The sequence below is a fragment of the Micromonospora matsumotoense genome, assembly GCF_900091525.1.
GTDB lineage: Bacteria > Actinomycetota > Actinomycetes > Mycobacteriales > Micromonosporaceae > Micromonospora > Micromonospora matsumotoensis.
In genome coordinates this window covers 42,823-67,190 of record NZ_FMCU01000022.1, presented here as the reverse complement: position 1 = coordinate 67,190, position 24,368 = coordinate 42,823, and the positions used below count along the sequence as shown (strand labels likewise).

The 24,368-nt window shown below is 72.4% G+C and carries 19 protein-coding genes; 15 read left to right on the top strand and 4 right to left on the bottom strand.

What is annotated here, in order from left to right:
• Positions 1-318: 318 nt before the first annotated feature.
• The 9 genes from GA0070216_RS29120 (at position 319) to GA0070216_RS29080 (ending at position 11,536) form a co-directional block, all read left to right on the top strand.
• Positions 319-2,235 (top strand): glycoside hydrolase family 13 protein, encoded by a 1,917-nt coding sequence (locus tag GA0070216_RS29120; protein WP_091252788.1) that lies wholly within the window; start codon positions 319-321, stop codon positions 2,233-2,235.
• Between the two features lie 76 nt (positions 2,236-2,311).
• Entirely contained in the window at positions 2,312-2,653 is a 342-nt protein-coding gene (locus tag GA0070216_RS29115) for a hypothetical protein (protein ID WP_091252785.1), read from the top strand.
• A gap of 262 nt (positions 2,654-2,915) precedes the next feature.
• Positions 2,916-3,986, top strand: a complete 1,071-nt coding sequence (locus GA0070216_RS29110) for a BMP family lipoprotein (RefSeq protein ID WP_176739192.1) — start codon at positions 2,916-2,918, stop codon at positions 3,984-3,986.
• Between the two features lie 199 nt (positions 3,987-4,185).
• Positions 4,186-5,805, top strand: a complete 1,620-nt coding sequence (locus tag GA0070216_RS29105) for an ABC transporter ATP-binding protein (RefSeq protein ID WP_091252781.1) — start codon at positions 4,186-4,188, stop codon at positions 5,803-5,805.
• A 76-nt stretch (positions 5,806-5,881) separates the two neighbouring features.
• Positions 5,882-7,207: an ABC transporter permease gene (locus tag GA0070216_RS29100; RefSeq protein WP_091252779.1), complete on the top strand. Its 1,326-nt coding sequence runs from the start codon at positions 5,882-5,884 to the stop codon at positions 7,205-7,207.
• 3 nt (positions 7,208-7,210) lie between these two features.
• Positions 7,211-8,491 carry an ABC transporter permease gene (locus tag GA0070216_RS29095; RefSeq protein ID WP_091252777.1) on the top strand — a complete coding sequence of 427 codons (1,281 nt, stop codon included), beginning with the start codon at positions 7,211-7,213 and terminating at the stop codon, positions 8,489-8,491.
• Positions 8,492-8,654: 163 nt separating this feature from the next.
• Complete coding sequence (locus GA0070216_RS29090; protein WP_091252776.1) at positions 8,655-9,365, top strand: cytidine deaminase; 711 nt, start codon at positions 8,655-8,657, stop codon at positions 9,363-9,365.
• 76 nt (positions 9,366-9,441) lie between these two features.
• Positions 9,442-10,722, top strand: a complete 1,281-nt coding sequence (locus GA0070216_RS29085) for a thymidine phosphorylase (RefSeq protein ID WP_091252774.1) — start codon at positions 9,442-9,444, stop codon at positions 10,720-10,722.
• 133 nt (positions 10,723-10,855) lie between these two features.
• A complete protein-coding gene (locus tag GA0070216_RS29080) occupies positions 10,856-11,536 on the top strand; it encodes a DUF4272 domain-containing protein (protein WP_091252772.1) in 681 nt (226 codons plus the stop codon).
• Positions 11,537-11,627: 91 nt separating this feature from the next.
• Here the strand turns inward: GA0070216_RS29080 and GA0070216_RS29075 are convergent, their stop codons facing one another.
• Positions 11,628-12,662 carry a putative RNA methyltransferase gene (locus tag GA0070216_RS29075; RefSeq protein WP_425413207.1) on the bottom strand — a complete coding sequence of 345 codons (1,035 nt, stop codon included), beginning with the start codon at positions 12,660-12,662 and terminating at the stop codon, positions 11,628-11,630.
• A gap of 292 nt (positions 12,663-12,954) precedes the next feature.
• Between GA0070216_RS29075 and GA0070216_RS29070 the strand changes: the two genes are divergently transcribed.
• Positions 12,955-14,031, top strand: a complete 1,077-nt coding sequence (locus GA0070216_RS29070; RefSeq protein ID WP_091252770.1) for an adenosine deaminase — start codon at positions 12,955-12,957, stop codon at positions 14,029-14,031.
• Position 14,032: 1 nt separating this feature from the next.
• Here GA0070216_RS29070 and GA0070216_RS29065 read toward each other — a convergent pair whose 3' ends face one another.
• Entirely contained in the window at positions 14,033-14,443 is a 411-nt protein-coding gene (locus GA0070216_RS29065) for a uridine kinase (RefSeq protein WP_245722806.1), read from the bottom strand.
• Between the two features lie 385 nt (positions 14,444-14,828).
• On the opposite strand from GA0070216_RS29065, the gene GA0070216_RS29060 reads away from it, so the two are divergent.
• The 4 genes from GA0070216_RS29060 to GA0070216_RS29045 all read left to right on the top strand — a co-directional run bounded on the left by GA0070216_RS29060 (position 14,829) and on the right by GA0070216_RS29045 (position 19,961).
• Positions 14,829-18,491, top strand: a complete 3,663-nt coding sequence (locus GA0070216_RS29060; RefSeq protein WP_091252765.1) for a sensor histidine kinase — start codon at positions 14,829-14,831, stop codon at positions 18,489-18,491.
• Positions 18,488-18,892 (top strand): roadblock/LC7 domain-containing protein, encoded by a 405-nt coding sequence (locus GA0070216_RS29055; protein ID WP_067304724.1) that lies wholly within the window; start codon positions 18,488-18,490, stop codon positions 18,890-18,892. Before GA0070216_RS29060 ends, GA0070216_RS29055 begins: the two co-directional genes overlap by 4 nt.
• Before the next feature lie 96 nt (positions 18,893-18,988).
• Positions 18,989-19,366, top strand: a complete 378-nt coding sequence (locus GA0070216_RS29050; RefSeq protein ID WP_091252858.1) for a DUF742 domain-containing protein — start codon at positions 18,989-18,991, stop codon at positions 19,364-19,366.
• Position 19,367: 1 nt separating this feature from the next.
• Entirely contained in the window at positions 19,368-19,961 is a 594-nt protein-coding gene (locus GA0070216_RS29045) for a GTP-binding protein (protein ID WP_091252763.1), read from the top strand.
• A gap of 246 nt (positions 19,962-20,207) precedes the next feature.
• Here GA0070216_RS29045 and GA0070216_RS29040 read toward each other — a convergent pair whose 3' ends face one another.
• Positions 20,208-22,838, bottom strand: a complete 2,631-nt coding sequence (locus GA0070216_RS29040) for a transposase (RefSeq protein WP_091252761.1) — start codon at positions 22,836-22,838, stop codon at positions 20,208-20,210.
• A gap of 41 nt (positions 22,839-22,879) precedes the next feature.
• On the bottom strand, positions 22,880-23,878 hold the full coding sequence (locus tag GA0070216_RS29035) for a DNA primase (protein WP_091252759.1): 999 nt from the start codon (positions 23,876-23,878) through the stop codon (positions 22,880-22,882).
• A gap of 140 nt (positions 23,879-24,018) precedes the next feature.
• Between GA0070216_RS29035 and GA0070216_RS29030 the strand changes: the two genes are divergently transcribed.
• The gene (locus tag GA0070216_RS29030) at positions 24,019-24,360 is read left to right on the top strand and encodes a PadR family transcriptional regulator (protein WP_091252757.1); all 342 of its coding nucleotides are present in this window, start codon (positions 24,019-24,021) and stop codon (positions 24,358-24,360) included.
• Positions 24,361-24,368: the final 8 nt, after the last annotated feature.

Sequence of the window (24,368 nt, the reverse complement as noted above, 5' to 3'; positions counted from 1 at the left end):
GGAGGGGTGGCCGCTGCACCGCGGTGTGCGGGCTAAGTGGTCGGGGTTCGTGTGGGCGGGTGGTGGTCGGGGTTCGTGCGGGGGCGGGTGGTGGGGCGATATAGCGGTGTCGTGGTCGGGTGGATACCGCTGTATCGCTCCCCTTGAGTTGATCATGGGCGGCCGGCGTTGGGCCGGCGTTCTACAGGTACGGCACGCTGCGGCAAGGGCGTCGGGTCGACGTACACCGGAGCAGTTTTCGGGTGTCCGTCGTGACCGGGAGACCGGCGGGGCGGACGACCCCGGTCTCTCTGTCCGATCGACGCGAAAGGTCATCCGATGTCCCTGTTGCCGCACCACGACGGCTCGGCGTTGTACGTGCCCGAGCAGGAACCCGCCCTCGGGCAGCGGGTGCCGGTCTTCGTCCGGGTGCCCGAGGGGACCGACGTCCGGCAGGTGCACGTCCGGACCACCGGGGACGGCGAACCGCGCTTCGTCGAGGCCACCGTCGACCGCCGGGACGGCCACGACGTGTGGTGGCGGGCCGACGTCGAGGTCCGCAACCCGGTCAGCAACTACCGGTTCATGCTCACCGGGACGACCGGCTACCGCTGGCTGAACGCCGCCGGCCAGATCGACCACGACGTGCCCGACCACGGCGACTTCAAGCTGGTCAGCCACGCCCCGCCGCCCGCCTGGGCCCGGGACGCGCTGATCTACCAGATCTTCCCCGACCGGTTCGCCCGCTCCGCCGACGCCGATGGCCGCACCCCGCCGGACTGGGCGATCCCGTGCGACTGGGACACCCCGGTCATCGGGCGGGGGCCGGAGACCCCGCGCCAGTTCTACGGCGGCGACCTGGACGGCATCACCGAACGGCTGGACCACCTGGACCGGCTCGGCGTCAACACCGTCTACCTGACGCCGATCTTTCCGGCCCGCTCCAACCACCGCTACGACGCGGCCGGCTTCGACACGGTCGACCCGCTGCTCGGCGGGGACGCGGCGCTGGTCCGGCTGGCCGACGCCGTCCGGGCCCGGGGCTGGCGGCTGCTCGGTGACATCACCAGCAACCACACCGGCGACGCGCACGAGTGGTTCACCCGCGCCCTGGCCGACGTCGACGCCCCCGAGCGGGAGTTGTACTACTTCGACGTGACCACCGGCGGCGACGGGGAGCCGGCGTACGAGTCGTGGAACGGGGTGCGGTCGCTACCGAAGCTCAACTGGGGCAGCGCCGAGCTGCGTCGCCGCTTCGCCACCGCCCCGGACTCGCTGCTGCGCCGCTGGCTGCGCCCGCCGTACGGGTTGGACGGCTGGCGGGTCGACGTGGCCAACATGACCGGCCGGCGGGGCGCGGACGCGTACACCCACGAGGTGGCGCGGCTGCTGCGGGAGGTGGTCGCGCAGACCCGGGCCGACGGGCTGCTGCTCGCCGAGCACGGCCACGACCACACGGGTGACCTGGACTCCGACGGCTGGCACGGCACGATGAACTATGTCGGTTTCACCGACCCGGTGTGGTCCTGGCTGCGGCACGAGAACTCCGCACCCGGGGACGCCGCTGTACCCGGGGACGCCTCCGCACCCCGGCCGGCGTGGGGTGGGGACGGGCCGGTGCCGAACTTCCTCGGGACGCCGGGCGGGGTGCGGCGGCGGGACGCCCACGCGGTGCTCGCCACCATGAACAGCTTCCGGTCGCTGATCTCCTGGCGGTCGTACACCCACTCGTGGCAGTTGCTCGGCTCGCACGACTCGGCCCGGGTCCGCACCGTGGTGGGGGACGCCGCCCGGCAGGAGGTGGCGGCCGGGCTGCTCGCCACCATGCCCGGCACCCCGGTCGTCTTCGCCGGGGACGAACTGGGCCTGACCGGCGGCAACGGCGAGGACTCGCGTACCCCGATGCCGTGGCACCGGCCGCAGACCTGGGATGTCGGGACGTTTGCCGCGTACCGGGCGCTGCTGGCGCTGCGTCGGGACATCCCGGCGTTGCGGCACGGCGGGTTGCGCTGGGTGCACGTGGACGCCGACACCCTGGTCTTCCTGCGCGAGGCGACGACCGGCACGGTGCTGGTGCTGGCCCGCCGGGCCGCCGGCCCACCGGTCCGGCTGACCGGCCTGCCGTCCGCCGGGGGTGCCGCGTCCGGTCCGGACGGGGAGAACGTCCACGGGGGCGCGCCGGCCCTGCGTCGCGCCGCCGACGGTGGGATCACCCTCCCCGGCGACGGCCCGACCTTCCAGGTCTGGCAGCTCTGACCGGGGAGATCACGGATTGAACTCAGCCCGCGGGCCAACTACTACAAAGTGTCGTTGATGGGGGAGGATGGCGGGCGTGGAAGCTCTCCGACTGATTCTTCTCTATGTCCATCTGATCGGGTTCGCGCTGCTGCTCGGTGGCGCGGTCGCCCAGTACGTCAGCGGCCGGCTGCGGATCAACGCGGCCATGCTCTGGGGTTCGGTGATCCAGTTGCTGACCGGTGTGGGCCTGTCCGCGCCGCTGCGTGACGGCGACGAGCCGGCCCCGGCCAAGCTTGTTACCAAGTTGGTGCTGGCCCTGCTCATCTTCGTCATGGTCTTCTTCTCCCGGAAGCGGGAGCAGGTGGCCCGTGGTCACTTCCTGGCGATCGTCGGGTTGACCCTGGTCACGGCCGCCGTGGCGGTGTTCTGGCGGTAACCGGCGGGGCCGCCGGGAAACCGGCGTTCGCGACACCGGGCCGGTCAGCACTGGCACGCTGAGTGAGGTGCCCCACCCCCGGGTTACGCCGGGATAACGAGCGTTCAACAGTCGTGCACGATTGGCGGCCGGTGGGTGGGCGTGGGGCTACGCTCCCGTCCGTAACGTGGGATGCCGGCGGCACAACGCTTGTCGGTTCAAGGGCTGCCACCGCACGAGGCGGTGTGCAATGGAAGGAGACGTCTTGCGCTCTGTGCGTGGGATGCGGATCGCCTCTGCCATCGCGGCGGGTGGGCTCGTGCTGGGTGCTGCCGCGTGTGGCGAGGCGCCGGACGACGACAACAACGCCGGTGGCAGCGGCGACAAGAAGTACAGCGCCTGCATGGTGACCGACGTCGGCGGCATCGACGACAAGTCGTTCAACACCTCCGCCTGGAAGGGCCTGGAGGAGGCCAAGAAGGCCAACGACAAGATCGACATCAAGTACGTCGCGTCCAAGGCCGAGGCGGACTACGAGGTCAACCTGACCGGGTACGTCAACCAGAAGTGCGACTTCATCCTGGCCGTCGGTGGTCTGATGCAGGACGCCACCAAGAAGATCGCCGCCGCGAACCCGAACCAGCAGTTCGGCATCGTGGACGCGAACCCGGCCACGGCCAACGTCTACCCGATGCAGTTCGACACGGCCCAGGCCGCCTTCCAGGCCGGCTACCTGGCCGCCGGGATGACCAAGAGCGGCAAGGTCGGCACCTACGGTGGCCTGCCGATCCCGCCGGTGACCATCTTCATGGACGGTTTCGCCGACGGCGTGGCGCACTACAACAAGACCAAGAGCAAGAACGTCCAGGTGCTGGGCTGGGACAAGGCGACCCAGAAGGGTTCCTTCACCAACGACTTCGCCAAGCAGGACGAGGGCAAGAAGGTCTCCGACGCGCTGGTCGCCCAGGGCGCCGACATCGTCATGCCGGTCGCCGGTGGCGCGGGCCTCGGCACCACCTCCGCGGCGAAGGCCTCGGGCGGCAAGTACTCGGTCGTCTGGGTCGACGTCGACGGTTGCGAGAGCACCCCGGACTGCGCGGCGCTGCTGACCACCGTGGTCAAGAACATCCCGGACGCCGTCAAGGACGCCGTGCTCAAGGCCGCCGGTGGCGAGAAGCTCGCCGCCACCCCGGGCTTCGTCGGCAACCTGGCCAACAACGGTGTCTCGATCGCCCCGTACCACGACTTCGACAGCAAGGTCCCGGCGGACCTCAAGGCCGAGGTCGACAAGCTCAAGGCGGACATCGCCGCCGGCACCATCACGGTCACCTCGAAGGCCCAGCCGACCAAGTGACCGCCGCGTCGGCCGCCGCGATGGGATCATCGGCAGCGGCGGCCGGCGGGGCACCAGGCATGACGACCGGCCGTCCCGGCGTACGTGGGGGAACCCACGGGCGTCGGGGCGGCCGGTCCGCGCACCGGTCGGCCGGCACCCCGGTGGCCGGTCGACCGGCAGCTAGGCTGCACCATCGCTCGCACTCCAGGAGGTTGCGCTGAGACTCGAACTGCGCGGCATCACCAAGCGGTTCGGTGATCTGGTCGCCAACGATCACATCGACCTGACGGTGGAGCCTGGAGAGATCCATGCCCTGCTCGGCGAGAACGGTGCCGGCAAGTCGACCCTGATGAACGTGCTCTACGGGCTCTACCAGCCCGACGAGGGCGAGATCCTGGTCGACGGCCAGCCGCTGAAGCTGAAGGGCCCCTCCGACGCGATCGCCGCCGGGATCGGCATGGTGCACCAGCACTTCATGCTGGTGCCGGTCTTCACCGTGACCGAGAACATCATGCTCGGTGCCGAGCAGGTCCGGGGCGGCATCGTCGGCTTCCTGGACCGGCGGCGGGCCCGCCGCGAGGTGGCCGAGGTCTCCGCCCGGTACCACCTGCGGGTCGACCCGGACGCGGTGATCGAGGACCTGCCGGTCGGCATCCAGCAGCGGGTCGAGATCGTCAAGGCGCTCACCCGCGACGTCGACCTGCTGATCCTGGACGAGCCGACCGCGGTGCTCACCCCGCAGGAGACCGAGGAGTTGCTCACGGTCATGCGGTCGCTCAAGGCGGCCGGCAAGTCGATCGTCTTCATCACCCACAAGCTCGGCGAGGTCAAGGCCATCGCCGACCGGATCACCGTGATCCGGCGCGGCCGGACCGTCGGCACCGCCTCCCCCGAGGCGAGCCGGGACGAGTTGGCCGCGCTGATGGTCGGCCGCAACGTCCGGCTCACCGTGGACAAGCAGCCCGCCACCCCGGGCCGGCCGATCCTGGAGGTCGCCGGCCTGGTCGTCGACGACGACCGGCAGATCCGCGCGGTGGACGGCATCGACCTGACCGTACGCGCCGGTGAGGTGCTCGGCGTGGCCGGCGTGCAGGGCAACGGGCAGACCGAGCTGATCGAGGCGATCATGGGGCTGCGCCCGACGCTCGCCGGCACGGTGACCCTCGACGGCGAGCCGATCCACGGCTGGTCCACCAAGAAGGTGCTCCGCGCCGGGGTCGGCTACGTGCCCGAGGACCGCAGCGTCGACGGCCTGGTCAAGGAGTTCAGCGTCGCGGAGAACCTGGTCCTCGACATCTACGACCGGCCGCCGTTCGGCAAGGGCCTGGCGCTGCGGCCGGACGCGATCGCCTCCTCCGCACGGGAGCGGATCGCCCAGTTCGACGTGCGTACCCCGTCGGCGGACGCGGCGGTGGGCACCCTCTCCGGCGGCAATCAGCAGAAGGTCATCGTGGCCCGGGAGCTGTCCCGGCCGCTGAAGCTCTTCATCGCCGCCCAGCCCACCCGGGGGGTGGACGTGGGCTCGATCGAGTTCATCCACAGCCGGGTCATCCGCGAGCGCGACGTCGGCACCGCCGTCATGGTGGTCTCCAGCGAGTTGGACGAGGTGATCGGCCTCGCCGACCGGATCGCGGTCATGTACCGGGGCCGGATCATCGGTATCGTCGGCCCGGACACCCCGCGCGAGGAGATCGGCCTGCTGATGGCCGGCATCACCCCCGACGCCCGCAGGTCGGCCCCGGCGGGCGGCGCGGCCACCCCGGGTGAGGCGACCGGCGGTACGACCGGCGGCGTGGCACCGGCCCCCGAGAGCCCTGGTAACGAGGACGAGGCATGAGCGAGCGCCAGCGAGTGAATCATCGATCCGGCGCGCTGGTGTCCCGGGCCGGCACCGAGCGCAGCGAGGTGACGGCATGAGCGACCCCAACCCGGTGTCCGGCTCGCCGGACAAGGAACCGGCGACCGAGGCGGAGCTGGCCGCGACCGGCAAGGCCGACCGGGGCGCCACGATGACCGCACCGAAGCAGCCCACGCCGGAACCCCGGCCCTCGCTGGGTCGGCTCTTCCTGGACAACCTCTGGGCCGCCAACACGGTGACCGTCACCGTGCTCGCGCTGGTCCTGGCGATGCTGGTCGGCGCGGTCCTGATCATCGTGTCGGACCCGGAGGTGCTGGCCACCTACGCCTACATCACCGCCCGCCCGGCCGACGCGCTCAACGCCAGCTGGACGGTGGTCAGCGAGGCGTACGCCAACCTGTTCAAGGGGGCGGTCTTCGACCCGGAGGCGTCCGGCTTCACCGCCGCGTTGAGCCCGATCTCGGAGACCCTCACCTACACCGCGCCGCTGGTGTTCACCGGCCTGTCGGTGGCGCTCGCCTTCCGGGGTGGCCTGTTCAACATCGGCGCGCAGGGCCAGGCGACGATGGGCGTGATCCTGGCCGCCGTGGCCGGCTTCGCGTTGCCGCTGCCCCCGGTGGTGCACCTGGTGGTCGCGCTGATCGCGGGTGCCATCGGCGGTGCGATCTGGGGGTTCATTCCCGGCATCCTCAAGGCCCGGACCGGCGCGCACGAGGTGATCAACACGATCATGCTCAACTACGTCGCGATCTACTTCCTGTCCTGGGTCATCGTGCAGAACGGCGTGCAGAACCCGGGCCGGGCGGACGCGATCAGCCGGCCGGTCGACTCCTCCGCCGCACTGCCCCGGCTGCTCGGCGACAACCTGCGGGTGCACGCCGGCATCCTGCTCGCGGTGCTGGCCACCTGGGCCATCGCCTGGCTGCTCAACCGGTCGACGCTCGGCTTCGAGCTGCGGGCCGTCGGTGCCAACCCGGACGCGGCGCGGACCGCCGGCATCAGCGTCACCAAGACGTACGTGCTGGTGATGGTGATCGCCGGGATGCTCGCCGGGCTCGGCGGCAGCCAGATGGTGCTCGGCTCGACCGCGAACGCGCTCACCCCGCTGGTGATCGCGCAGATCGGCTTCGACGGCATCCTGGTGGCGCTGCTCGGCCGGGTGAAGCCGTGGGGGGTGCTGCTGGCCGCGCTGCTGTTCGGCGCGCTCCAGGCCGGTGGCAACCGGATGCAGTCGTACTCCGGGATCTCGCTGGAACTGGTCACCGTGCTCCAGGCGCTGATCGTCATCTTCATCGCCGCGCCGGCCCTGGTGAAGGCGATCTTCCAGCTCCGGGCCGCCCGCGCCGCCCGGTTGCAGACGAGCCTCGCGAAGGGCTGGTGAGGCATGTCCACCACCGCTGTTCCCGACGTCGCCGTGGCGGCGGTCGACGAGGGTTTCTGGAGCCGCCCCCGCAAGGTCGGCCTGGTCCTGCTGGCGCTGGGCGTGCTCGCCGCCGTGCTGTTCGGGGCGCTGGCCACCGGCCAGCAGGCCCGCTTCACCCTCAGCGAGACCGAGGGTGGCGCGGCGTTGGAGATCCACGGCACGGTCGGCGCGATCCTGTTCGGGATCGTCGCCGCCGCGGCCGGCGGGGCGCTGCTGGCCGGGGTGCCGAAGCGCTGGTTCACCGTGGTCCTCGGCGTCGGGCTGGTCGCCTTCGTGCTGAGCTTCCTGTGCTGGCAGGTCTCCGCCGCCCCCGAGGGCCGCAACTTCATGCCGATGGTCAACATCGTCCGGGGCACCTTCGTCCTGGCCCTGCCGCTGATCTTCGGCGCGCTGGCCGGGGTGCTCTGCGAACGGTCCGGCGTGGTCAACGTCGCCATCGAGGGACAGTTGCTGATGGGCGCGTTCAGCGGCGCGCTCTTCGGCAGCCTCAGCGGCAGCGTCTGGGTCGGGCTGGTGGCGGCGGCGATCGGCGGCGCGTTCGTCTCGCTGCTGCTGGCCGTCTTCGCCATCCGCTACCTGGTCGACCAGGTCGTCATGGGGGTGGTGCTCAACCTGTTGGCGGTCGGCGTCACCGGCTTCCTCTACGAGCGGCTGATGCAGACCAACGCGGAGAAGTACAACAGCGCGCCGCGCTTCGGCAACTGGGAGATCCCGCTGCTGAAGGACATCCCGCTGCTCGGGCCGGCGCTGTTCCGGGGCAACATCTTCCTCTACCTCGGCCTGCTGCTGGTGCTGATCATCCACCTCGCGCTGTTCCGGACCCGGTGGGGTCTGCGGACCCGGTCGGTGGGTGAGCACCCGACCGCCGCCGACACCCTCGGGGTCAAGGTGCTGGGCCTGCGCTACCGCAACGTGCTGCTGGCCGGGGTGGTCGCCGGCATCGGCGGCGCGTCGTACACCCTGGCGCTCTACAGCTTCACCAAGAACATGATCGGCGGAAAGGGCTTCATCGCCCTGGCCGCGCTGATCTTCGGCCGGTGGAGCCCGACCGGCGCGCTGCTCGCCGCGCTCTTCTTCGGCTTCGCCGACCAGCTCGCCACCTACCTCGGCGCGATCGGCAGCAGCATCCCCAGCCAGTTCCTGGCGATGCTGCCCTACCTGGCGACCATCCTGGCGGTGGCCGGGCTGGTCGGTCGGGTCCGGGCACCCGCCGCCGACGGCAAGCCGTACATCAAGGGCTGAGAAACCGGCCCGGTGCGGGCCCGGCGGGGACCTCCCTGCCGGGCCCGCACCGTTCCCGGCGGACGCCACCGGGTACGGCCCGGTGCCGGCGGGTGGTGACCGGCGGGCGGCTGGCCGGCACCCTTCCCGCACCGGGGCGGGGTGACCTGGGCAGAATGAGGGGATGAGCGAGATCGACTGGGAGCGCCTGCGGGCCGCCGCCACCGAGGTGATGCGGCACGCCTACGTGCCGTACTCGAAGTTCCCGGTCGGCGCGGCGGCCCTGGTCGACGACGGCCGGGTGGTGGTCGGCTGCAACGTGGAGAACGCCGGGTACGGGGTGACCCTCTGCGCCGAGTGCGGGGTGGTCTCCGCGCTGCACGCCACCGGCGGCGGGCGGCTGGTCGCGATGTCCTGCGTCGACGCGACCGGTGAGCCGCTGATGCCGTGCGGCCGGTGCCGGCAACTGCTCTGGGAGAACGGTGGCCCGGAGTGCCTGGTCGAGTCGAGGACCGGCCCGCTGCGGATGGCGGAGCTGCTGCCGTACGCCTTCGACGTGGCCGACATCGAGGCGGTCGTGGGCGGGGCCCCGGTGCCGGTGGTGCCGGAGCGGCTGGCCGCCTGGCGAGGGCGGGGGACCGTCTTCGTGCACCCGGATCTCTCCGCCGGTCGGCAGGTCTGGACGGCGTACTGGGAGCGGTCGGCGGGGGATACCGACGAGACCGCTCCCGGGGTGCTGGAGGAGGGGCCGAGCTGGGGCCACCCGTCGGAGGCGATCACCTGGGGGTTGGCGCGTACGCCCAGGGTCGTGGTGGTGGACGCGGAGGGCACCATCTTCTGGGCCGGCGAGGGGGAGCCACCGCTGGAGATCCCGGTCCGCTGGGCCGCCTCCTGACCCGGCCGGTGGTCGTGCCGACTTCTGCACCGACCGTCGCGCCGATTTCTGCAACGACTTCAGAGGGAACTCAACGGTGAGTGCTTTTACCGCGGTCGACGTCATCCGGGCCAAGCGTGACGGGGGTGTGCTGAGCGACGGCCAGATCGACTGGGTGGTCGACGCGTACACCCGGGGGTTGGTGGCCGACGAGCAGATGTCCGCGCTGGCCATGGCGATCCTGCTGCGCGGCATGACGACGCCGGAGATCGCCCGGTGGACCGCCGCGATGATCGCCAGCGGGGAGCGGCTGGACCTCTCGGCGGTAGCCCGGCCGACCGTCGACAAACACTCCACCGGCGGGGTCGGTGACAAGATCACGCTGCCGCTCACCCCGCTGGTGGCGGCCTGCGGCGGTGCGGTGCCGCAGCTCTCCGGCCGGGGACTCGGGCACACCGGCGGCACCCTCGACAAGCTGGAGTCGATCCCCGGCTGGCGGGCGGCGCTGAGCAACGACGAGTTCATCGCCCAACTGCGTGACGTCGGCGCGGTCATCTGCGCGGCCGGTGCCGCCCTCGCCCCGGCCGACCGCAAGCTGTACGCGCTGCGCGACGTCACCGGTACCGTGGAGGCGATCCCGTTGATCGCCAGCTCGATCATGAGCAAGAAGATCGCCGAGGGCACCGGTGCGCTGGTCCTCGACGTCAAGGTCGGCTCCGGGGCGTTCATGAAGAACGTGGCCGACGCCCGCGAACTGGCCCGGACCATGGTGGCGCTCGGCGACGCCCACGGCGTGCGGACGGTGGCCCTGCTCACCGACATGTCCACCCCGCTCGGCCTGACCGTCGGCAACGCGATCGAGGTGACCGAGTCGGTGCAGGTGCTGGCCGGCGGTGGCCCGGCCGACGTGGTGGAGCTGACCCTGGCGTTGGCCCGGGAGATGCTCGACGCGGCCGGCCTGCCCGACGCCGACCCGGCCGCCGCGCTGCGCGACGGGCGGGCGATGGACGCCTGGCGGGCGATGGTCCGCGCCCAGGGCGGTGAGCCGGACGCCCCGCTGCCCACCGCCCACGAGACCGAGGTGGTCCGCGCCGACACCGACGGCTACGTCGAGTCGGTCGACGCGTACGCCATCGGGGTGGCCGCGTGGCGACTCGGCGCCGGTCGGGCCCGCAAGGAGGACCCGGTCAGCGCCGCCGCCGGGGTGGTGCTGCACAAGCGCCCCGGCGATCCGGTACGGGTCGGCGAACCGCTGTACGAGCTGCGCGCCGACGACGCGACCCGGCTGCCGGCGGCGGCCGCGGAGGCCGCCCGTGCGGTGCGGGTGTCGACCGTCGCGCCGGCGACGTCGCCGCTGGTCATCGAGCGGATCGGCTGAAAGTTCGCACCACCGGCGACCGGTCGACCGACGGGGTCGGCCGGCATGGTGCCGGTCGCAACGGAACGCTATCCTCCCTGGTCAGGGGGACCGAACGGCGGTAACACCGCGTGAGCAGACAGGGAATCCGATCGTGCTGGTAGCCGCGCCCGATCCCCGGGAGGTCCGCGAGGCGAGCCTCGACGAGTTGTCCCGGCTGCGTCTGCCCCTGCCACCGACCCAGTTTCCCCTGGTCTGGGAGCCGGGTGACGAGATCGAACTGCGGCCCACCGTGGAGATCGAGGCCCGCATCGCCGTGCTGCACCTGATCCTGGCCCGCTGCTTCGGGATGCCGGCGCAGACCGCGATGAGCTGGCTGCTCGACTCCCACCTGGTCGACATGGTGACCCCGCCCGAGTGGCAGTTCGTGGTGGGCGGCAAGGGCGACCACCGCTCGTTCGTCCTGCACCACGACGCGCTCTTCTCGCTGTCCTGGGTGCTGGGCCTGAGCAAGCAGCTCGACCCGACCATCCCGGTGGACGAACGGCTGGTGGAGCGGATGCCGTACCTCGCCGGTGGGGAGACCTTCGGCCAGTGGCGGGCCCGCATCCTGGCCGCCCCGCAGCACCCGGCGGACGCCGCCGCCCTGCTCGACCTGCACTACTGCCTGGACTGGGCGTACCTGGAGGTGGAGAAGTCGGGTCAGCGGCTGCCCGGCCTGGTGGACGCGAACGCGATCGGCCAGCGCCGGTGGGCGTTGGAGTGGGCGGTGATGCTGCGCGGGCCCTACCACGACGAGCCGCCGGGCTGGGAAGAGGTCGACCTCTCCACCTGAGCCGGCGGAGGGCCCTCGTGGCCCGGCGACCGGCCGGTCCCCCCGTCACGTCGTGGTCGACCGGGTCGTCCCGTGCCCGGTGACGCCGTGGTCAGCGGGGTCGCCAGGCGGTGAGGCGTACCGAGGCGGTCACGGTGACCGGGGTGGGCAGTGCCTCGATCGCGGCGGCGAGCCGCAGCGGGTCGGTGTGCCAGGCGCTCGGCCCCATCCCGACCAGGGTGGCCACCTCGGCCCGGTCGAGGGTGAGCCGGGCGGTGTGCACGGCGGTGCGTTCCGGCGTGAACTGCCCGGCGAGGCTGTCGGCGACCCGGTCGGCCTTGGCCGGGTCGACCCGCAGCAGCCCGAGCACGTCGACCAACTCGGCGAGGTGGGCGTCGGTGGGCGTGACCACCAGCAGCGCCCCGGCCGGGTGGAGCACCCGGTGGAACTCGACGCCGTTGCGCGGGGCGAAGACGTTGAGCAGCACGGCGACCGACCGGTCGGCCAGCGGCAGCTGCTGCCAGGTGTCGGCGAGCGCGGCGGCGGCCCGGGGATGGGCGCGGGCGGCGCGGCGCAGCGCCGGCTTGGCGACGTCCAGGGCCAGACCGACGGCGTCGGGCAGCGCCGCCAGCACCGCCGCGAGGTGCCACCCGGTGCCCGCCCCGGCATCCACCACCAGCGGGTACGCCCCGAAGCCCGCCTCCGCCTGGCGGTCCGCGCTCCCGTTCGCCTCTACCGGTCCGCCCACCTGCGCCGCGCCGGTCGTCTCCGCGTGTTCGCCCGCCTGCGCCGGCGCGGTCGCTGCTGCTGGTCCGGTCGTCTCTGTCGGTCCGGTGGTTGCTGTCGGTCCGCCTGTCTCTGTCGGTTCGGTCGCCTGCGTCGGTCCGTTCGGCGCGGCCAGGGCGGATGACGCCGCCTCGGCCAGGGCGGACGAGATCACGTCGTAGTGCCCGGCTGCCAGGAAGTCGGCTCGGGCGGCGACCATCTCGGCGGTGTCCCCGACGTGCGGGGCGCGGCCGGTGAGCAGGTTGACGTACCCCTGGCGGGCCAGGTCGAAGCTGTGCCGGCGGGGGCAGCGCAGCGCGCGGGTGTCGGTGGCGGCGGCCAGCGGCTGGGCGCAGACCGGGCAGCGCAGCCGGGCGACGATCTGCGGGTGCGTCGCGTCGACGGGTTGCTCGGACGGGTGCGGCGCGGTCACCCGCAGCAGCCTACGGCGCGGGCCGGTCGGGCCGGTGGTGTGTCTGATCAACTCAAGTGTGGCGAGGTAGCGGTATCCGTTCGCGTCGACACCGCCATGTCGGCGATGTTGCGAGCCGGGCCAGCCCGGCACGCAGGTCGGGCACGCGGGCACGCGGGCACGCGGGTCGGCGGGTCGGCGGGTCGGCGGGTCGGCGCGAGCCTGATCGCCAGCCGTCGGGGCGCGTGACTAGGGTCGGGGGATGGTCGCAATCCGATACGAGGACATCGTCAAGGTCCCGAAGGCGCTGCTGCACGATCACCTCGACGGCGGCCTGCGGCCGGCGACGGTCGTCGAGTTGGCCGCCGAGGTGGGTCACGAGCTGCCCAGCACCGACCCCGAGGCGCTCGGCCGGTGGTTCGCCGAGGCGGCGCACTCCGGTTCGCTGGAGCGCTACCTGGAGACGTTCGCGCACACCGTCGCGGTCATGCAGACCACCCCGGCGCTGCGTCGGGTGGCCCGCGAGTGCGCGCTCGACCTGGCCGCCGACGGCGTCGTGTACGCCGAGGTCCGGTTCGCCCCCGAGCAGCACCTGGAGCAGAACCTCACCCTGGACGAGGTGGTCGAGGCGGTCGTCGCCGGTTTCGTCGAAGGCAGCGCGGAGGCTGCCGCGGCGGGCACCCCGATCCGGGTCGGCACCCTGCTCACCGCGATGCGGCACGCCGCCCGGTCGCAGGAGATCGCCGAGCTGGCCGTCCGGCACCGGGACGCCGGGGTGGTGGGTTTCGACATCGCCGGCGCGGAGGCGGGCTTCCCGCCCACCCGGCACCTGGACGCCTTCGAATACCTCCAGCGGGAGAACTTCCACTTCACCATCCACGCCGGCGAGGCGTTCGGGCTGCCGTCGATCTGGCAGGCGATCCAGTGGTGCGGGGCGGACCGGCTCGGCCACGGGGTGCGGATCGTGGATGACATCACCCCCGGCCCGGTGCCGACGCTCGGCCGACTGGCCGCGTACGTGCGGGACAAGCGGATCCCGCTGGAGCTGTGCCCGTCGTCGAACGTGCAGACCGGGGCGGTGGCATCCATCGCCGACCACCCGATCGGGCTGCTGCGGGAGCTGCGGTTCCGGGTGACGGTGAACACCGACAACCGGCTGATGAGCGGCACCTCGATGTCGCGCGAGATGGCGCTGCTGGTGGAGAACTTCGGCTACGGCTGGAAGGAGCTCCAGTGGTTCACCGTCAACGCGATGAAGAGCGCCTTCATCCCGTTCGACGAGCGGTTGGCGATCATCGACGAGGTGATCAAGCCGGCGTACGCGAAGCTGATCGGCTGATTCACCGGGGCGGGTGGCCGGCTACCAGGTCGGCCACCCGGCGCAGGATCTCCCGGGCGTGGGCCGCCTCGGCACCGAGGCCGGTCTGCCGGCGCAGCACCGCCGGTTCGGCGCGCAGCAGCGCCACCCCGCGCCGGATCAGCACCTTCGGTGCCTTGCGCTGCTCGGACAGGTCCCGGGCCAGCCGGCGGACGAAGGTCGCCCCGCGCGGCCGACGCAGCGCGTACGCCCCGGCGAGCAGCCCCCGACGGCGGCACTCCTCGACAATCTCGGCGGCGAAAATCCCTTCGGCGATGAAAAGTGGCGATCCGGTCACTTCGAATGGCCGGGTGGCCACCCGGCGATCCGCACCGATCGCATAGACGGGCACATCGGCCCGGCCCCGCTGGGCCAGTTGGTCAATTGTCTCCACGGCCGTTCCCGCGTCCCACGACTCGGGCGCGTCCCAGTCGACCAGTCCGTTCTGTCGCGGCAACGTAGGGTCATCACCGTTCTTGTAGAAGTCGTCCAGGCAGAGCACGGGAAGGCCGGTTCGTTGGGCTATGTACGACTTTCCGGACCCGGAGGGCCCGGCGAGGAGGACAACGCGGTGGCGATATTCCATTACTTTGAGTGACTCCGGAAAGACGGATTGCGATCAAATTGCATCAACATCTCATCACACCTCCGGTGACCGACAACCTGGGCTTTCTCTTTCAGGGGAGCCGTGATGGAATCTCGGAGGTCCGACCCGCCGGGTCGGTTGCTGGGCGTTGCCCGTGGCGACGCGGAGACGCTGGAATCGCGAGGGCGGTGACGTGAGCAAACGGCCAACGACGGCGGGCTCCTTCCTGTCGCGTCTGCGTCGGCCGGCCGGCCGGCTCCGCGACATGCCGATCTGGTCCAAGCTCGGCCTGATCATGATCGTGCCGACCATCGCCACGGTCGTCGTGGGTACCAGCGGGCTGGTGGACCACCTGCAGATGCTCAACAACGCCAACCGGGCAGGTGACCTGGCCAATCTGGTGGGTTACTCCGGTGACCTGGTCAACACCCTCCAGGACGAGCGCACCAACGCCGTGCTGCTGCTCGGCTCGCCCAAGGGACAGGCCCGTGCGCAATACCAGGAGGCGTACAACCGGGTCAACCAGCGAGTCGACCAGTCGAAGACGCCCTACTCGCAACAGCGCGGCGAGATCGAGGGCCTGCCGGCGACCCTGGAGACGCAGCTCGACCGGATCGACGGCGACCTGTCGGAGATGCCCGGCATCCGGAGTCAGGTCTACAACGGCAAGCTCCGGCTCAGCGAGGCGGTCAGCCGGTACACCGGTCTGATCAACAATCTGATCACCATCCGTGACTCGGCCACCCAGCTCGCCGGCGACAACGACCTGAGCGACCAGATGCGGGCCGCCGCGGCGATGGCCCGCGCCAAGGAGTACGCCTCCGTCCGCCGGATCGCGGTCCACCAGGTACTGCTGCAGAAGGCGTACACGCCCGCCCTGCGGGAGCTGTACATCTCCAGCAACACCGGTGAGCAGCAGGCCCTGCAGAGCTTCCAGGCGGTGGCCAGCCGCGCCGAGCGCGAGTTCCAGGACCAGACGATCTCCGGTTCGGACCGACGCCAGGCGGACATCTACGCCGGTCAGGTCAGCGCGCTGAACAGCGACAAGCTGGACGGCCTCACCTTCAGCACCGACCAGTGGGACGCGGCCATGGTCGCGTACGCCCAGCTCAACCGGGCCGTGGAGGTGCGACTCGACAGCGACGTCGTGGCCAAGGCCGACGAACTGCGCTCCGACGTGCAGCGTCAGGTCTTCCTGGAGACCGGCCTGCTGCTCAGCATGCTGCTGCTGGCCATCCTCTTCGCCTACCTGGTCGCCCGGTCGATGGCCCGCTCGCTGCGCGAGCTGCGCCAGGGTGCGCTGTCCATCGCCCAGTTCGGCCTTCCGCAGGCGGTGGCCCGGCTGCGGGACCCGCAGTTCACCGGCCAGCAGTCCCCGGCGCAGTTGGCCAACCAGATCGCCGAGCCGCTGCCGGTCCGCAGCCGGGACGAGTTCGGCCAGGTGACCGAGGCGTTCAACGCCGTCCACCTGGAGGCCGTCCGGACCGCCGCCGAGCAGGCGGCGCTCCGCTCCTCGGTCGCGACGATGTTCGTCAACCTCGCCCGCCGTTCGCAGATCCTGGTCGACCGGCTGATCGGCCACCTCGACCGGCTGGAGCGCGGCGAGGAGGACCCGGACCGCCTGGCCGAGCTGTTCCAGCTCGACCACCTGGCCACCCGGATGCGCCGCAACGACGAGAACCTGCTGGTCCTCGCCGGGGCCGACTCCACCCGGGTGCAGCGCGAGCCGGCCGCCCTGATCGACGTGCTGCGCGCCGCCCAGTCCGAGGTCGAGCACTACACCCGGATCGAGTTCGGGGTCATCGACCGGGACATCGAGGTCTCCGCGCACGCGGTCAACGACCTGGTCCACCTGGTCGCCGAGCTGTTCGACAACGCGACCGCGTTCTCCCCGCCGGACTCCCAGGTGATGGTCGAGGCCCGCCGGGTCGGCGACCGCGCGTCGCTCTACGTCGAGGACCGGGGCATCGGCATCAGCGCCGAGCAGTTGTCCGACCTCAACGATCGGCTCGCCACCCCACCCCAGGTGGACGTGGCCGTCTCCCGCATGATGGGCCTGGTCGTGGTCGCCCGGCTGGCCTCCCGGCACGGCGTCAAGGTCGAGCTGCGACCCGGCACCGACCGGGGGACCGTGGCCGAGGTCGTCCTGCCCACCTCGGTGCTGGTGCCCCGCGCCCTCACCGGCCGGGCCCCGGGCACCCCTGGCCTGCCGGGCCCCGGCCCCCAGTTCGGCGGCGCCGCGCCGGCCTTCGGCGGCGGCACCCCGAGCTTCGGCGGCGCCGCCCCGGCCTTCGGCGGTCCCAGCCCGGCCCCGGCCTTCGGTGGGTCCGGCGGCACCCCGACCTTCGGCGCGCTGCCCGCGCTCGGCAACGGCCAACCGCCGGCCCCCCGGCAGGGGGACTCCGGCAACCAGGTCACCTTCGGCGGCCGACCCTTCGATCCGGCCGCCCCGCGCAACGGCTCCGTTCCCCCCGCCAACGGCGGACGCGGGCTGCCCGCCTGGTCGGACCTCACCGGTGCCAGCGGAATCAACGGTGGCGACAGCTTCAACCCGCGTCCCACCAACGGGCAGTCGATCGATCCGCTGCCCCAGCGGCGGAGCACCGACGACCCGGACAGCACCGGCCAGCAGCCGATCATCCCGCGCCAGCTACCGAGCAGCCCCGAGGCCCGGCCCTACAGCTCCCCACCGGTCCCGCCGGTGTCGGCGCCACCGCTGCCGCCCTCGTACCCGGCCGCGCCGGTCTCCGGTCAGCCCGTCTCGGGTCAGCCGGTCTCCGGTTACCCGGTGTCCAGCCAGCCGGTCTCCGGCTATCCGGTGTCGGGTCAGCCCTCGTCGGGTTACCCGGTATCGGGTCAGCCCTCCACGGGCTACCCGGTGTCGGCGTCCCCGTACGCCGGTCACCCGGGCGCGCCGGTCTCCGGATCGCCCAGCGGTCCGCTGCCGGGCCGGCCCACCTCGGGCGGGGCCGCACCGGGTGCCGGCGCACCGCCGGCCTGGCCGCCGGTGGCCAACCCCGACCGCGACACGGCCACCCCGCCGGTCCCCGAGCGGCTTGCCGCCGCACTGGACATGACCACCGAGCTGCCCCGGGTGCCGCGCTCCGAGCCGACGCCGCCGGCCCCTCGGCAGCCCGTGACGCCACCGGTACGGGCCGCACAGCCGGCCATCAACCGGCCGTTGACGCCGCAGCAGGCTCCTCAGCAGCGGTACGCGGACGAGACGATGGAACTGCCGATCTTCCGAGAACTCGAGTCGGCCTGGTTCCGCACCCGCAAGCCAGGCCCGGACGAAGCAGCCGGTGCCAAGCAGTCGGTGACCAACGGCGCGGGGACCTCGCAGTCCGCCGTCGACACCGCCATCCACCCGGCCCAGTACACCGCACCAGGGACGACAGGCGGCGCACCGATGGCAGACACCGCGCCGGTCGGGGGCGTGCCGCGTGACAACGGGTCGACAGGCAACGGGGGTCTCCCCGGTCGCGGCGACGGCCCGGTGACCCGCCGCCCCGCCCCGCAGCCCACCGCCTGGCAGACCGCCGCCGACGACGGCTGGCGGGCAGCGGTGGCCGCCACCGAGGCGCCGGTGGCCGGAACCACCCAGACGGGCCTGCCGAAGCGGACGCCGATGGCGCAGCTCGTGCCAGGGGCGATCGAGAAGCCGACCACATCGGTGCAGCGACGTACGCCGGAGGCGGTCAGAGGTCTGCTCTCGGCCTACCATCGAGGTGTGCAACGCGGCCGGACCACCCCGGACAACCCCACCAACCCGGACGCGACTCCGGGCGGGCAGCAATCCTCGCCGTCTGGCTTCGGCCCGGCGCGCGGGAGCGGGCAGAAGGAGCAAGAAGGATGACAACTACGCAGGATCTTGGTTGGCTGCTGGCCAACTTCGCCGACCGGGTGCCGGGTGTCGCGCACGCGGTCGCGGTATCCGCCGACGGCCTGCTCCTCGCTTCGTCGCGCGACCTGCCCCGGGACCGGGCCGACCAGTTGGCCGCGATCGCGTCCGGCCTGGTCAGCCTGACCCAGGGTGCGGCCCGCTGCTTCGAGGGCGGGGCGGTGTTGCAGACCGTCGTCGAGATGGACAACGGCTTCCTGTTCCTGATGTCCATCTCGGACGGGTCGTCGTTCGCCGTGCTGGCCGCCCGTAGCTGTGACGTCGGTCAGGTCGGTTACGAGATGGCGTTGCTGGTCGACCGGGTGGGCGACGCGCTCACCCCGCAGGCTCGGACGGCTGTCGGGATGATGGGCTGACCGGGCTGACCACCTGGTCGGCGCGGGACAACGACAACAACGACGGGTTCCACCGGGTGAGAACCGGTGACGGGTGCGAAGGAGGTGAGCGGCGAGATGGTCGATCGTGACGAACCGACAGGTGCGTTGGTCCGGCCGTACGCCGTGACCCGTGGTCGTACCCGTCCCCGGCTCGACATCGCCCTGGAGGCGCTCGTCGAGACGACGGTGCGCGGTCGCGCTACTGCCGGCGGCAACGGCGGTCAGGGCCGGGAGCACCAGTACATCGCCGCGCTGTGTGACGGACGGGTGCAGTCGCTCGCGGAAATCGCGGCGCGGATGCAGCTCCCGCTGGGCGTGGCCCGGGTGCTCATCGCCGACATGGCGACGGACGGCCTGGTCGCGGTCCACGAGCCGACCATCTTGGACGACTCGGACGACGCGGTGGGCACTGAACTGCTGGAGAGGGTGCTGAGTGGACTTCGCAGGCTCTGACATGTCGCAGCGGCCGCCTGCCCCGAACGGGCGCGTGACGTCGGCGAAGATCGTTATCGCCGGTGGGTTCGGCGTCGGCAAGACGACGCTGGTCGGTTCGGTCTCGGAGATCACACCGCTGACCACCGAGGCCATCATGACCTCCGCCGGCGTGGGCGTCGTCGACACCCGGCAGGTGCCGGGCAAGACGACGACCACGGTGGCGATGGACTTCGGCCGTATCTCGATCGATCGGGATCTGATCCTGTACCTGTTCGGTACACCCGGTCAGACGCGGTTCTGGTTCATGTGGGACGAACTGGTCCGGGGCGCCATCGGTGCCGTGGTTCTGGTCGACACCCGCCGGTTGGCCGACTGCTTCGCGGCGATCGACTTCTTCGAGCACCGGCGGCTGCCGTACCTGGTGGCCATCAACTGCTTCGACGGGATGCAGTACCACGACCCGCAGGACGTCCGGGACGCGCTGGCGATCTCGACCGACGTGCCGGTGGTGGCCTGCGACGCCCGTAACCGGGAATCGACCAAGCACGTGCTGATCTCGCTGGTCGAGTACGTGCTCACCATGCGCCGGTCGCGCGCGGTCGCGCCGGCCTGATCGACTCCGACGCGCCCGGTGGCGGCTCCGGCCGTGACCGGGCGCGTTCGCGTTTCTCGGTCACGGCCCGCCGCACCGGCCGGTAGCCGGTGAGGAAGCGTCCCGTCGCCGTGCTCGTGCGGCCGCTGAGGGCCACCTGGGCGGGGTCAATGCGCTGTGGTGATCACCGGGGGGAGTGCCGTCCCCGGTGCAACGCACTGGCCCGGCCGGAAGAACCGGACCGGGCCAGGCGAAACCGTCAGACTGTCAGGACCGGTATCCGGCGGAGCGGAACTCGTACTCCCGATCGTCTTCCCGCTCGGTCGGGTCGCGGCTGAAGTCCCAGCCGCCAGCGGCCTCACGCCCCGGCCGGCCGCCAACGGCGAAACCGCCGATCTCCTGCCCACGACGCCAGCCACGGAAGTAGCCGGTGGTGTTCTCGGCGAGGCTCGCGGCGTCCCGGACGATCCGCAGCGGACGCTCCTCGCGCAGCGGCGAGCCGGGAACCAGGTTGGCCTGGGGGACCCGCTTGGGCAGCCCGGCCGAGGTTTCCGCGCCGACCGCCGGCTGGGCCACCTTTTCGGCGGCCTGCCACCCGGTGTCCGCGGTGGACGACCACTCCAGGTCATTCTCGTCGCCGTGCCCGACGAACCACGCCGACTTGGCCTGGGCGAAGATCAGCAGGTCGCCATCGCCCTCGTCGGAGACCGGTGGCGGGCGGTGCTCCATCGGCGCGGGACGACGTTCGACCGGCTCCGGTCGCCGCTCCAGGCTCGGCCGCTCGCTGCGCGTCGGCCGCTCGGAGCGGTCGAGGAGCTCCGACCGCTCGGGCCGGTCAAGACGCTCGGGTCGCTCCAGGCGCTCAGGTCGGTCAAGGCGCTCCGGCCGCTCCAGGCGCGCCGGCCGGTCGACCCGGGTCGGGCGGTCCAGATGTTCCGCCCGCTCGGGGCGCTCGGGCCGGTCGAGGCGCTCCGGACGGTCGGGCCGGGTGGCCCGTCCGGGGCGGCCGGCCTCATCCCGGTCGACCAACCGCAGAGGGGGCGTGTCGAGGTGCGGATCGGCCGCGGCGTCCAGCCCGCCCCGCAACGCCCGGTCGGCCAGCGGCGGCGGCTCCACCAGCCGCAACATCGGCGGTTCCTGGGGCAGGTCGTCGGCCAGCCAGGGCGGGGTGATCCGACGGCCGGCACCCGGGTCGGCGGGGGCGTCAGCCGATCGACCGGCCCGCTCACCGTACGCCGGCACGACCGGGTTGGTGGCGGAGCTGTCGGCCGGGTTCTCCGGGTTGTTGACCAGCGGCCAGTTCGCCCGCGAACCCGGCGGGGCGGTGGGCTCCGGCTCGGGCCGGGAGAGCGGCACCGGGACGTTCAGGTCGGTCGCGCTGAATCCACCGGTGGGCGTCGAGAGCGCACCACTGGTCTTCGGCCGGGGTGGGATCACGGTGCGCTGCCGCTCGGCGCGGGCGTTGTTGATCGCGGCGGTGGTCAGCGTCGGCCGGAACGGCTCACCGGCCTCGGCAGGTGGCACGTTGCCGCGCTGCGCCGGGGCGATCGGGGTGATCCCCGGAGGGGGCGGCGGCGGGGCCGAGACCGGCCGGTTCGCCGGAGCATCCATCCCGCGCCGGATCGGCGGGATCATGGTGGTCGGCGCGTCCGACCCGGGTCGGCCCGGCGGCATGCCCTGGTCCATCCGTGCGGGCGGCGCCGAGGTCGGCAGGCCGGCGGCGGCCGGGGTCACCGGCCGGGGGGCCACCGGCGGTGGAGCGATCGGGGCGGGGGCCACCGGCGGCGGGCCGAGCGGTCGCGGCGCGGTCGGCATCGCCCCACCGGGGACCGGCTCGGGACGGCTACGTCGCCCGGTCGGGACCGGTGGTGCCGGCTCGGGGGGCCGGACCGGGCGCAGGCCCGTGCCGGTGCCACTGATGCCGGTCAGCTCGCCGACCTGCTCGCCCCGGCGGGCGGCGGCCCGGCGGCCCGGCAACGGGCTCGGGGCGCTGACCCGGCTGCTGAGCGCGCCCACCAGGGCCTCGCAGCCGGCGTCACAGGCGCGTACCGCGGCGACCGACTGCCGAACGGTCTCGGCGACGGCGGAGGTGAGCGCCCGGTTGACGGTCGCTCGGCGCGGAGTCTCGGAGATGGCGACCCGTAGCGCGGTGACCGCCGCCTCGATCTCCCCGGCCTCGGCCACCCCGTCGGCGGTGAGGTGTGCGGCGACCGCCTCGGCGGCGACGGACATGTCGCGGCCCCGGGCCGACGTGCCGCCGAGCATGTTCGGCTCGGGCAGTGCGTCGAGGACGGCCAACGCCACCGGATCGGCCGGGTCCGGGTACGCCCGCAGGGCGGCCGGGTAGAGCTCGCGGAGCACCTCGCGCAGTGCCACGGCGGCGGAGTGCCGACCACTGGACAGGGCGGCGTGTGCGGCGAGAACCTGCTTGAAGCCGGCCAGGTCCCGGGGAGCCGGCAGGGTGACCGCGGAGAGCGCGCCGGCCTGGAGGGCACGGGCCAGGCCCACCGCCCGCCGTTCAGCCGGCGCGGACTGCATCTCCTCCAGGGAGTCGTCGTCGGCGAACCGCTCGGCGAAGTCGTCGACCGAGTCGTCGTCGGCGATCGCCAGTGGACGGCCGGCCGCACTCAGCAGCGAGGTGACCGTGTGGTCGTCGCTGTCGGCCGCGATCGCCGCGCCGCTCGGCCCGCCCGACCGTTCCACGAGCAGCGTGACGAGCTGGGCGTAGCCCGCTGCGTCGTCACTGATCTCGTAGACGTGCAGCAGACGGCCTGCGTCGTCGACCACGGCGGACGTCAACGTCGATCCGGCCGAGGTCGGTCGGTCGGCCGGATCTGCCGAGGCCAGACCGCAGTACACGCGCACGAGCGCCACGGCGTCGTCCTCCCTCCGGGACACAGGTCTATTCTCTGCCAGCCACTGATGCTCCCCGTTCGGGGTCAGTCGCGCCAGTCCACGACGGCAGAGATCTTGCCGACAATGGTGCGCCATCCCAAGCTTGCGGTCTGGGCACCGATTTTCTTCAGCCGCCTACGGCCGAGAAATCCACCGACTCCGCCGTTGACAGAAGCGCGCAGCGCCTCGTCGAGATCGTCCAGGCTGGATCCGGCCGAGAGCATGTCCAGCACGGCCGGTAGCCGCAGCGCGTACGACAGGTCACGGGCGACCTCGCCGGCCTCGATCAGCAGGGTGGGGTCCCACGTGTCGTGCCCACCGCGCAGGTTCTCCACGACCAGGTCGAGCTCGTAGGTGTCCTCGTCGCGCGGGGCGATGTCGGTCGGCTCCACCCGTTCGGACAGTTCATTCCAACCGTCCAGTTGAGACAGGTCGTTGGGTGCCCCGGAGCGGATGAAACTGACCAGCGACTCGGGCGTCTTGAACAGCAGCAGCCGGCCCTTGTGGGTCAGGAAGACCGGCACCTCCTCGTCGCCGTCGGCGTCCTCGTCGTCGTCCGCGGCGTCCTCGTCGGCATCGGCATCGGCATCGGCGTCGGCGTCGGGCGTGTCGGTGTCGGCGCTGCCCTTGCCGCCGGCGCGCTTGCCGTCGGTCCCGCCCTTCCGGTCGGCGTCGTCCTCGGTCTCGTCCTCGGCCGAGAGCGCGGCGAACTCCTCGTCGAGGATCACCACCTCCTCGTCGTCCTCGGTCTCGGCGACCTGACGTCGGGCCAGGAAGGGGTCGTCCTCGTCGCGCTCGGCGACGTCCGTCGGGGTCAGCTCGCGCGCCGCCCGGTACGCCCGAAGCGTGAAACCGGTGCCGGCGGGCAGGGCGATCTCGACCGGATCGATGCTCAGCTCGTCCCAGAGCGAGCGGTCGGCCGGGCCGGGCTCCACGTCGGGCCCGGCCGGCCCGTCGGTGTCGCCGAGCGCGGGTTCGTCGGCGTCGGGCCGTTGGGGCGACTGGCGGGCCACGCTGACCTCCGTGTGCGTCGGGTTACCCACTCGGCGGCACTGCGGTCGCCGAGTGACTCTGGGCACATACCCTAATGGGCGGCCGGGCATGGGCCGACCCCGCACCCCGACGGCGGCCGGAACCCGTGCCCACTGGTGGTCCGGGCGGCAGACAAGTAGCGTAGCTACGCATGAAGGCTCAGGCGCTGCACGGCCACCTCGACGCCCTGCTGCTGGCCGTGCTCGAGCAGGGGGAACTGCACGGCTACGCGGTCATCGAGGCGCTGCGCGCCCGCAGCTCGGGCCAGCTGGATCTGCCCACCGGCACCATCTACCCGGCGTTGCGTCGGCTGGAGCGGGCCGGTCACGTGGCCAGCTCCTGGAGCACGGTCAACGGTCGGGAGCGGCGTACGTACCGGCTCACCGAATCCGGGCGGGCCTCGCTGGCCGGCGAGCGGGCCGGCTGGCGCGAGTTCAGCGCCACCGTCGGCCGGTTCCTCGACCCCGCTGGCCCGCCCGCCGCGCCCGCCTGACCCCGCGT

Coding starts and splice junctions, on each gene's coding strand:
- GA0070216_RS29095 (WP_091252777.1), top strand. CDS start 7,211: ATGTCCACCACCGCTGTTCCCGACGTCGCCGTGGCGGCGGTCGACGAG.
- GA0070216_RS29070 (WP_091252770.1), top strand. CDS start 12,955: ATGGTCGCAATCCGATACGAGGACATCGTCAAGGTCCCGAAGGCGCTG.
- GA0070216_RS29120 (WP_091252788.1), top strand. CDS start 319: ATGTCCCTGTTGCCGCACCACGACGGCTCGGCGTTGTACGTGCCCGAG.
- GA0070216_RS29090 (WP_091252776.1), top strand. CDS start 8,655: ATGAGCGAGATCGACTGGGAGCGCCTGCGGGCCGCCGCCACCGAGGTG.
- GA0070216_RS29110 (WP_176739192.1), top strand. CDS start 2,916: ATGCGGATCGCCTCTGCCATCGCGGCGGGTGGGCTCGTGCTGGGTGCT.
- GA0070216_RS29030 (WP_091252757.1), top strand. CDS start 24,019: ATGAAGGCTCAGGCGCTGCACGGCCACCTCGACGCCCTGCTGCTGGCC.
- GA0070216_RS29045 (WP_091252763.1), top strand. CDS start 19,368: ATGTCGCAGCGGCCGCCTGCCCCGAACGGGCGCGTGACGTCGGCGAAG.
- GA0070216_RS29055 (WP_067304724.1), top strand. CDS start 18,488: ATGACAACTACGCAGGATCTTGGTTGGCTGCTGGCCAACTTCGCCGAC.
- GA0070216_RS29050 (WP_091252858.1), top strand. CDS start 18,989: ATGGTCGATCGTGACGAACCGACAGGTGCGTTGGTCCGGCCGTACGCC.
- GA0070216_RS29100 (WP_091252779.1), top strand. CDS start 5,882: ATGAGCGACCCCAACCCGGTGTCCGGCTCGCCGGACAAGGAACCGGCG.